The 7,993-nt window shown below is 60.3% G+C and carries 8 protein-coding genes; 6 read left to right on the forward strand and 2 right to left on the reverse strand.

Annotated elements, in window-relative coordinates:
- Positions 1–18: 18 nt before the first annotated feature.
- On the reverse strand, positions 19–441 hold the full coding sequence (locus QMX93_RS08410) for an AraC family transcriptional regulator (RefSeq protein WP_282354524.1): 423 nt from the start codon (positions 439–441) through the stop codon (positions 19–21).
- A gap of 212 nt (positions 442–653) precedes the next feature.
- Here QMX93_RS08410 and QMX93_RS08415 point away from each other — a divergent pair, with 212 nt between their 5' ends.
- The 6 genes from QMX93_RS08415 (at position 654) to ycaC (ending at position 6,328) form a co-directional block, all read left to right on the forward strand.
- Positions 654–1,577, forward strand: a complete 924-nt coding sequence (locus QMX93_RS08415; protein ID WP_053119039.1) for a LysR family transcriptional regulator — start codon at positions 654–656, stop codon at positions 1,575–1,577.
- A 509-nt stretch (positions 1,578–2,086) separates the two neighbouring features.
- Positions 2,087–2,446, forward strand: a complete 360-nt coding sequence (locus QMX93_RS08420) for a DUF6124 family protein (protein ID WP_053119041.1) — start codon at positions 2,087–2,089, stop codon at positions 2,444–2,446.
- Between the two features lie 269 nt (positions 2,447–2,715).
- Complete coding sequence (locus QMX93_RS08425; RefSeq protein WP_282354530.1) at positions 2,716–3,132, forward strand: DoxX family protein; 417 nt, start codon at positions 2,716–2,718, stop codon at positions 3,130–3,132.
- The gene (locus QMX93_RS08430) at positions 3,125–3,751 is read left to right on the forward strand and encodes an antibiotic biosynthesis monooxygenase (protein ID WP_053119045.1); all 627 of its coding nucleotides are present in this window, start codon (positions 3,125–3,127) and stop codon (positions 3,749–3,751) included. The genes QMX93_RS08425 and QMX93_RS08430 overlap by 8 nt, the downstream gene beginning before the upstream one ends.
- A gap of 43 nt (positions 3,752–3,794) precedes the next feature.
- Positions 3,795–5,633 carry an amidohydrolase gene (locus tag QMX93_RS08435; protein WP_282354532.1) on the forward strand — a complete coding sequence of 613 codons (1,839 nt, stop codon included), beginning with the start codon at positions 3,795–3,797 and terminating at the stop codon, positions 5,631–5,633.
- Between the two features lie 71 nt (positions 5,634–5,704).
- Positions 5,705–6,328: an isochorismate family cysteine hydrolase YcaC gene (gene ycaC / locus QMX93_RS08440; protein WP_007913541.1), complete on the forward strand. Its 624-nt coding sequence runs from the start codon at positions 5,705–5,707 to the stop codon at positions 6,326–6,328.
- 85 nt (positions 6,329–6,413) lie between these two features.
- On the opposite strand, the gene QMX93_RS08445 is transcribed toward ycaC, so the two are convergent.
- Positions 6,414–7,841, reverse strand: coding sequence for a mechanosensitive ion channel family protein (locus QMX93_RS08445; protein ID WP_282354542.1), 1,428 nt, complete (start codon positions 7,839–7,841; stop codon positions 6,414–6,416).
- Between the last annotated feature and the right edge of the window lie 152 nt (positions 7,842–7,993).

Below are 7,993 nucleotides of genomic sequence, written 5' to 3' on the forward strand. Positions count from 1 at the left end.
AGTGGTGGGTTCAAAACTTCATGACAGTGGGCGAGGACTTCTCGGTTCACGCATGACCTGGCAGCGCCAGGCGAACGGATTGATCCCTTCGCTGCGAGTAAAAATATGGCAGAAGTGCGCTTGATCGCAGAAACCGCATTCCAGGCTGATTTGCGTCAGGCTCAGGTCGGTGTGCTGGATCAACAGTTTGGCGCGGGCGAGGCGTTGGCTGCGTATCCAGTCTTGTGGCGACACGCCGGTGCTGCACTTGAAGGCTCGCGAAAAATGACTGCGCGACAGCGAGCAAGCCTGCGCCAGTTCGGTGACTTCCAGACTTTCGCCGAGACGGTCGAGGATCAGTTGCTTGACCCGCCGCACCCGTTGCGGGCTGAGGCCACCGGTGCGTGGCACGACGGGTTCGCAGGCAGGGGCGAGGGCGACGGTTTGCAGAGAATAAGCCATGGCCAGGATCCGTGTCGGTGGGGAACGCACACTCGGCGCTTTCCCTCAGGTCAAAAAACAACGCTGCGCAGGCCATCGATTGTTGTGCGCGGGCTGACGGCTGACGAGTTAATCGTTGTTAATTCGCTTAACAGACCCGCGCTGGATGGGCTGTTGATCGAGTAAAGTGCGTAGCACTTGCGTCTGGCTGGCCATACAAGGAAATCGAGCCCATGAACCGTAACGATCTGCGCCGCGTCGACATGAACTTGCTGGTGATATTCGAAGCACTGATGTTCGAAAAGAACCTGACCCGCGTGGCCGAAAAACTGTTCATGGGCCAACCCGCCGTCAGCGCCGCGTTAGGCCGTTTGCGCGATCTGTTCGATGATCCGTTGCTGCTGCGCAACGGTCGCGCCATGGAGCCGACGGCGCGCGCGCTCGACATTCTTAAAGAACTGCAACCGGCCATGGACGTGATCTCCGGCGCCGTCAGCCGCGCCAAGGAATTCGAGCCAGCAAGCAGCTGCGATGTGTTCCGGATCGGCTTGTCGGACGACGCGGAATTTGGCCTGTTCCCGCCGTTGTTGCGTCAGCTTCAGGAAGAGGCTCCGGGCATCGTCGTCGTGGTGCGCCGCGCTAACTACCTGCTGATGCCGGCGCTGCTGGCGTCCGGCGAAATCTCCGTCGGTGTCAGTTACACCACCGACCTGCCGGCCAACGCCAAACGCAAAAAACTCCGCGACATCCCCTGCAAAGTCCTGCGCGGCGACGATCGCCCAGGCCCGCTGACGCTCGACGAATACTGCGCACGCCCGCACGCGATGGTCTCGTTCTCCGGCGACTTGAGCGGCAACATTGACCTCGACTTGGCCAAACTCGGCCGCAGCCGCCGCGTCGTGCTCGGCGTGCCACAGTTCAGTGGGTTGCGCGCGTTGCTGGCGGGTACTGAAATGATCGCCACCGTGCCCGATTATGCGGCGTGTGCATTGGTTGAAGGCTGTGCGTTGCGTGCCGAAGACCCGCCGTTTCCGATTGATGCGGCGCAGTTGTCGATGGCGTGGAGCGGGGTGCATGACAACGATCCGGCGGAGAAGTGGTTGCGGTCGCGGATCAGTCAGTTCATGGCGGCGCCGCTGGATATCCCTGCGATTTAAACCCAGCGCCGATCTCACAGACAATAAAAGACCCCTGTGGGAGCGAGCCTGCTCGCGAAAGCGGTGTGTCAGTCAAAGCATTTATCGACTGCCCCGACGCCTTCGCGAGCAAGCCCGCTCCCACATTGGTGCTGTGTGATGCTTGAGTTTTTGGTGTTTTAAACACCGCTGTTTAAGCAACACCAGCAGACACTCTTTCAGGCTACACAACCTTGCGCCTTTGCCTACAGCTGAGACAGAATCCGCCGGCTTGTGCGCTCTGGAGCCGGGTTCTATTGTGGGTCGGTCACTGACACCAGTGATCGGGTCTCGCAGCCCGCATATCTCTAGACGCACAACATCTTCCATCGTCGAACACTCATCTGTTCGTTTTTGTCATGGCGGCTGTACGTGGGAGACCTTCGGGTCTGCCGGTTCTAGAGTCCCGGTCTGCGACCCGCGTATAGCTGCCACCTTAATTCGTCTCGCAGCGAATCGTGGCAGCTCCATTGACTCTAGGAGCAACATCCATGTTCAAAATCACACCAAACCCACCAGACATCGACCCCACATCCCCCTACGCATCCATCGATTCCAGAAAACTCCACCAAGCCGCCGACCGCGCCCTCGACCATTACCTTTGCCCACCCGGCTCTACGCCGCCTCCACGTAAAACCCGTGGGATGTACGCCGTCACCGCCGACACCAAAAACGAAGATCTACTGACCGACGCCAGCGAAACCCTCGCCTCAGCCAAAACCATTGCCCAAGACGTCGCCCACCTCTTGCCCGCAGCGCAGCGCCGGGCGTTGTTGGGAATTGCGCAGTTGATCATGCTCGGCGAGCTCGCGGTGAATCGGGTGCTGGATAACCTCAATCCACCTGCCTGAACACGATCGTTCCCACGCTCTGCGTGGGAATGCCTCAACGGACGCTCCGCGTTCGGCCCGGGAAGGGACGCGGAGCGTCCCGGGCTGCATTCCCACGCAGAGCGTGGGAACGATCAATCGACTGGCCCGACGCCTTCGCGAGCAATCTCCCACAGGGTTTTGCGGTGTGCTGAATATCCCGGCACGCTGGCGAACTGAGCACACCCGTTCAATTTTTCCCTTCCCGGCATCGGCATTATTCAGGTCGATGAAGTTTCCAGGATGGGGTCATGAACGCTTTGCAACGCGATGAACGGGCACGCGACGCCGGTTTGCTGTTTCTGCGGGTCAGCGGCGGGTTGTTTTTGCTGTGGGTACACGGCTTGCCCAAGCTGCTGGATTTCAGCGCGCAACTACAGCTGATCGAAGATCCGTTCCACCTCGGTTCGCACCTCACCCTGATGCTGGCGATCTTTGCCGAAGTCGTCTGTCCGCTACTGATCGTCGCCGGGGTACTGGCGCGATTGGCCTGCGTGCCTATTCTCTTTGTTCTGCTGGTGGCGTTGTTGGTCGTGCATCCGCAATGGAGTGTGGCCGAGGGGCAGTTCGGCTGGTTGCTGTTAATCCTGTTTGCCACTGTATTTATCGCCGGGCCGGGACGGCTGGCGCTCAATGTCCGTTTGCCCGGAGTGCTGCGTTATGCCTGAAGTCCTGAGTCCAAAAGCACCGGGGTCTGATGAGACCGTGACGCTGATCGTCAAGCACCGGGTCAAGGCCGGGTTTGAGGCGGCGTATGAAGCCTGGCTGCGCAATATCGTGCGGGTCGCGGGGCAGCGGGAAGGGCACTTGGGGGTTGATGTGGTGCGCGGTAAACGTGCCGGTCTCGACTTCTACACCTGCGTGCTGCGCTTTTGCTCCACCGACGCCATGCAATCGTGGCTGGAATCGCCGCAGCGTCAGGCGCTGGTCGATGAAGCTGCGCCGATGCTTGCCGATGGCGACCAGACCGAAGTCGCGCCGGTCAACGAGTTCTGGTTCTCGCCGCTGGCCGAAGCCGCTTCGCCACCGCCGCGCTGGAAACAAGCAGTGATCACGCTGCTGGTGATTCTGCCGCACACCTTGCTGGTGCCGCTGATCTGGGGGCCGCTGCTCAGATTGCATCCGCTGCTTTCCAACTACGTGGTCGCCACGTTTCTGATCACTCTGACCATCGTCGTGTCGGTGGTGTACGTGTTCATGCCGCGCGTCACGCGCTTGTTCGCGCCGTGGCTCGAAGCCAGTCAGGCCCATGAACACCTCGATTCCCAAGAAACCTCGCCACGCTGAGCGCGCGGGGTTTGCTTCTTTTTACTTTGCTTGAGGAACTGCGATGAGCGCCGATCTGATTCTGTTCAATGGCCAATTTCATACCGTAGACCGCACCAAACCTCTGGCCAGTGCCGTGGCGATTACCGATGGCCGTTTCGTGGTCGTCGGCAACGACAACCAGGCCATGGCCCTGCGCGGGCCGAACACGCAAGTGGTCGATATGCACGGCCGCTGCGTGATCCCCGGACTCAACGACTCGCACTTGCACCTGATCCGTGGCGGTTTGAACTACAACCTAGAATTGCGCTGGGAAGGCGTGCCGTCGCTGGCCGATGCGCTGCGCATGCTCAAGGATCAGGCTGACCGTACGCCGACTCCGCAATGGGTGCGCGTGGTCGGTGGCTGGAACGAATTCCAGTTCGCCGAAAAACGCATGCCGACCCTCGAAGAAATCAACCAGGCCGCGCCGGACACCCCGGTGTTCATCCTGCATTTGTATGACCGCGCGCTGCTCAACCGCGCCGCGCTGCGTGTCGCCGGTTACACCCGCGATACGCCGAACCCACCGGGTGGCGAGATCGTTCGCGACAGCAATGGCAACCCGACCGGCATGCTGGTCGCGCGGCCGAACGCGATGATTCTCTATTCGACGCTGGCCAAAGGGCCGAAGCTGCCGCTGGAGTATCAGGTCAACTCGACCCGCCAGTTCATGCGCGAACTCAATCGCCTCGGCCTGACCAGCGCGATCGATGCTGGCGGTGGTTTCCAGAACTACCCGGACGATTATCAAGTCATCGAGCAACTGGCCAAAGACGACCAGTTGACCGTGCGCATCGCCTACAACCTGTTCACCCAGAAACCGAAAGAAGAACTGAGCGATTTCCAGAACTGGACTGGCAGCGTCAAGTTGCATCAGGGCGACGACTACCTGCGCCACAACGGCGCCGGCGAGATGCTGGTGTTCTCCGCAGCGGACTTTGAAGACTTCCTCGAACCGCGCCCGGATCTGCCGCAGACCATGGAAGAAGAGTTGGAACCGGTGGTGCGCCACCTGGTTGAACAGCGCTGGCCGTTCCGTTTGCACGCGACGTACAACGAATCGATCAGCCGCATGCTCGACGTGTTCGAGAAGGTCAATCGCGACATTCCTTTCAACGGTTTGCCATGGTTCTTCGACCACGCCGAAACCATCACCCCGCAGAACATCGAGCGGGTGAAAGCGCTGGGCGGCGGCATTGCGATTCAGGATCGCATGGCGTTCCAGGGTGAATATTTTGTCGACCGCTATGGCAAGCAAGCCGCCGAAGCGACCCCACCGATCAAACGCATGCTTGCCGAAGGTGTCCCGGTCGGCGCGGGTACCGATGCGACGCGGGTTTCCAGCTACAACCCGTGGACGTCGCTGTACTGGATGGTCAGCGGCCGCACCGTCGGCGGGCTGGCGCTGTACGAAGAAGGTCTGCCGCGCACCACCGCGCTGGAACTGTTCACCCACGGCAGCGCCTGGTTCTCCTCGGAGCAGGGCAAGAAAGGCCAGATCAAGGTCGGGCAACTGGCGGATCTGGCGGCGTTGAGTGCGGACTTTTTCCATGTCGAGGAAGAAGCGATCAAGTGGATCGAGTCGGTACTGACCGTGGTCGGCGGCAAGATTGTTTACGCCGCTGGTGACTTTGAAGACCTCGGGCCGCGCTCGATTCCGGTGCTGCCGGACTGGTCGCCGGTGGTCAAAGTCCCAGGCCACTGGCGGCCGAACTCGCCGTTGCAGGCGCAGGTTCACCAGTGCAGCGGCCCTTGCGCGGTGCACACCCACAGCCATGAAAAGGCGCGGATGTCGAACGCACCGGTCAGCGACTTCGCCGGGTTCTGGGGCGCGTTCGGCTGCTCCTGCTTCGCTTTCTGATTCTCCCCCAAAGCGCCGGCCGACCGGTCGGCGCTTCACGCTTCATCCATCCGTCCCTCAGGAGTTTTCCCATGAGCGTTCCTTATACACGTCTGAACAAAGATGATGCGGTTGTATTGTTGGTCGATCACCAGACCGGCCTGATCTCGCTGGTACAGGATTTCACCCCGAACGAATTCAAGAACAACGTGCTGGCGCTGGGCGACATCGCCAAGTTCTTCAAACTGCCGACCATCCTCACCACCAGTTTCGACGCCGGCCCGAACGGCCCGATCGTGCCTGAACTGCGCGAGCAGTTTCCGGATGCGCCGTTCATTCAGCGTCCGGGGCAGATCAATGCGTGGGACAACGAAGACTTCGTCAAAGCGATCAAGGCGACCGGTCGTAAACAACTGATCATCGCTGGTGTGGTGACTGATGTTTGCGTGGCGTTCCCTACTTTGTCGGCGATTGCTGAAGGGTACGAAGTGTTTGTCGTGACTGACTCATCGGGCACATTCAACACCACCGTGCAGCAGGCGGCGTGGGCGCGGATGTCGGCGGCGGGTGCCCACCTGCTGAACTGGTTCTCGGTGGCGTGCGAGCTGCAGGGGGATTGGCGCAACGATATGGAAGGTCTGGCGCATTTGCTGTCGGAGCGTTTGCCGAACTATCGCAACTTGATTAACAGCTATACCAAGTTCACCGCCAAGTAAGATCAAAAGATCGCAGCCTGCGGCAGCTCCTACAGGGGGATCGCATTCCAATGTAGGAGCTGCCGCAGGCTGCGATCTTTTGCTTTCAACGCTTTTGAAGCCACCCCAAAAAACCACCTTTCCTCACCGCCACCGGTTTAGCCATCAACGCGAGGCGACTGTTCTGTTGACGTACCGCCTGCAATTTATTCAACGCCCGACCCACCTCCGTCCGCTGTTCCATGCACTGACGAGTGAGGTTCTTGTCGAGACGATAAATGATGCTCGACGTCAACGCGGTAAACGTAGCCTGCGACGGCGTATCGGCCAGAATACTCTGCTCACCCATGACCTCACTCGGGCCCATGCGCCCGGCTTCAGTCTGCTCATTACCATCCGGCACCGTCGCACTGACCACCCCCGTGGCAATCACGAACAAACTGTCCGGCACTTCATCCAGCCCCAGCACCACCTGGCCTGCTGTGTACTGCTGAGCGACCATCGATTCCGCCAGACGATCACGCTCATCGCTGCTCAGCGAGCGGAAGATTTTCACTTCATCAAGCAACGCACGTGCGCGGCTCGACGGTTCGATCACGCCGTCCGGATGCCGAGAAACCCCTGCTGCTTCGAGATGCCGGTGGGCGAGGTCGAACAGTTGATTGCGCACTTCGCCTTTCTTGCCCAACTCAGCGATGAAACCGCTGGCGACGTATTCCGACATGGTTTCGCCGGCCTCTTTCAGCACGGCTTTTGGCGCCGGACTCAGCAACAGCGAGCTGCTGCCTTGCAGCGTACGATTCAGTGCATCGAGCACTCGGCGCGGACGAATGTGATTGGGCACCTGAATGCTGATCGACACGCCGTGCATGTTGTTCGGGCGGCTGAGGTTGACGATCTTCGCCTTCGCCGCCACCGAGTTGGGCACTACGGCCATGGTGCCGGCGCTGGTCAGCAGATGCGTGGCACGCCAGTCGATGTCGAAGACCTTGCCTTCGACGCCATCGATCATCACCAGATCATCGACCTGATAAGGCTTGGTGGTGTTGAGGACGATCCCGGAAAACACATCGGCCAAGGTACTTTGCAGCGCCAGACCGACGACGATAGCGACGACGCCGGAGGTCGCCAGCAAACCTTTGACCGGCAGTTCCAGCACGTAACCGGCGGCGGCAACGATGGCCACCAGAAACACCAGCGCACCGATCACGTCTTGCAGCAAACGACCGCTGTGGCCGATGTGGCGCATCAGCGCCAGGCCGATCACTTCGGTCAAAACCCGTGCGGCGTACAACCACCAGAGAATCCCCAACGCCGTTGCACCCAATTGCGCGACGCGGTCATCGGCGAACAGCGGTGCTTGCAGCGGGCTGACACCGGCGTTGATCACCAGCGCGGTGAAGGCCAAAAACAACGCCAGCCGCACAGCCACTCTTGGCGCACGATGGGTGAAAGGCGTGAAGTGCCAGAGCACCGCGTCGAGCAGCAGCAGGGCGGCGCTCAGGGACAGCAGATGGGTGAGGAGGAAGGACATGGCAATCTCCGGAGCTGCACCAGTGTTGAAGAAGTTTTTGGTGGGGAGGAGGTTTTTGTGGCGAGGGGATTTATCCCCGATGGACTGCGCAGCAGTCCCTGCTTCTTCTGGATAAGAGCGGGGTCGCTTCGCAACCCATCGGGGATAAATCC

The sequence above is a fragment of the Pseudomonas sp. PS01303 genome (assembly GCF_029959385.1).
GTDB classification, from domain to species: Bacteria; Pseudomonadota; Gammaproteobacteria; order Pseudomonadales; family Pseudomonadaceae; genus Aquipseudomonas; species Aquipseudomonas rustica.

Coding starts and splice junctions, on each gene's coding strand:
- QMX93_RS08410 (WP_282354524.1), bottom strand. CDS start 441: ATGGCTTATTCTCTGCAAACCGTCGCCCTCGCCCCTGCCTGCGAACCC.
- QMX93_RS08415 (WP_053119039.1), top strand. CDS start 654: ATGAACCGTAACGATCTGCGCCGCGTCGACATGAACTTGCTGGTGATA.
- QMX93_RS08420 (WP_053119041.1), top strand. CDS start 2,087: ATGTTCAAAATCACACCAAACCCACCAGACATCGACCCCACATCCCCC.
- QMX93_RS08425 (WP_282354530.1), top strand. CDS start 2,716: ATGAACGCTTTGCAACGCGATGAACGGGCACGCGACGCCGGTTTGCTG.
- QMX93_RS08430 (WP_053119045.1), top strand. CDS start 3,125: ATGCCTGAAGTCCTGAGTCCAAAAGCACCGGGGTCTGATGAGACCGTG.
- QMX93_RS08435 (WP_282354532.1), top strand. CDS start 3,795: ATGAGCGCCGATCTGATTCTGTTCAATGGCCAATTTCATACCGTAGAC.
- ycaC (WP_007913541.1), top strand. CDS start 5,705: ATGAGCGTTCCTTATACACGTCTGAACAAAGATGATGCGGTTGTATTG.
- QMX93_RS08445 (WP_282354542.1), bottom strand. CDS start 7,841: ATGTCCTTCCTCCTCACCCATCTGCTGTCCCTGAGCGCCGCCCTGCTG.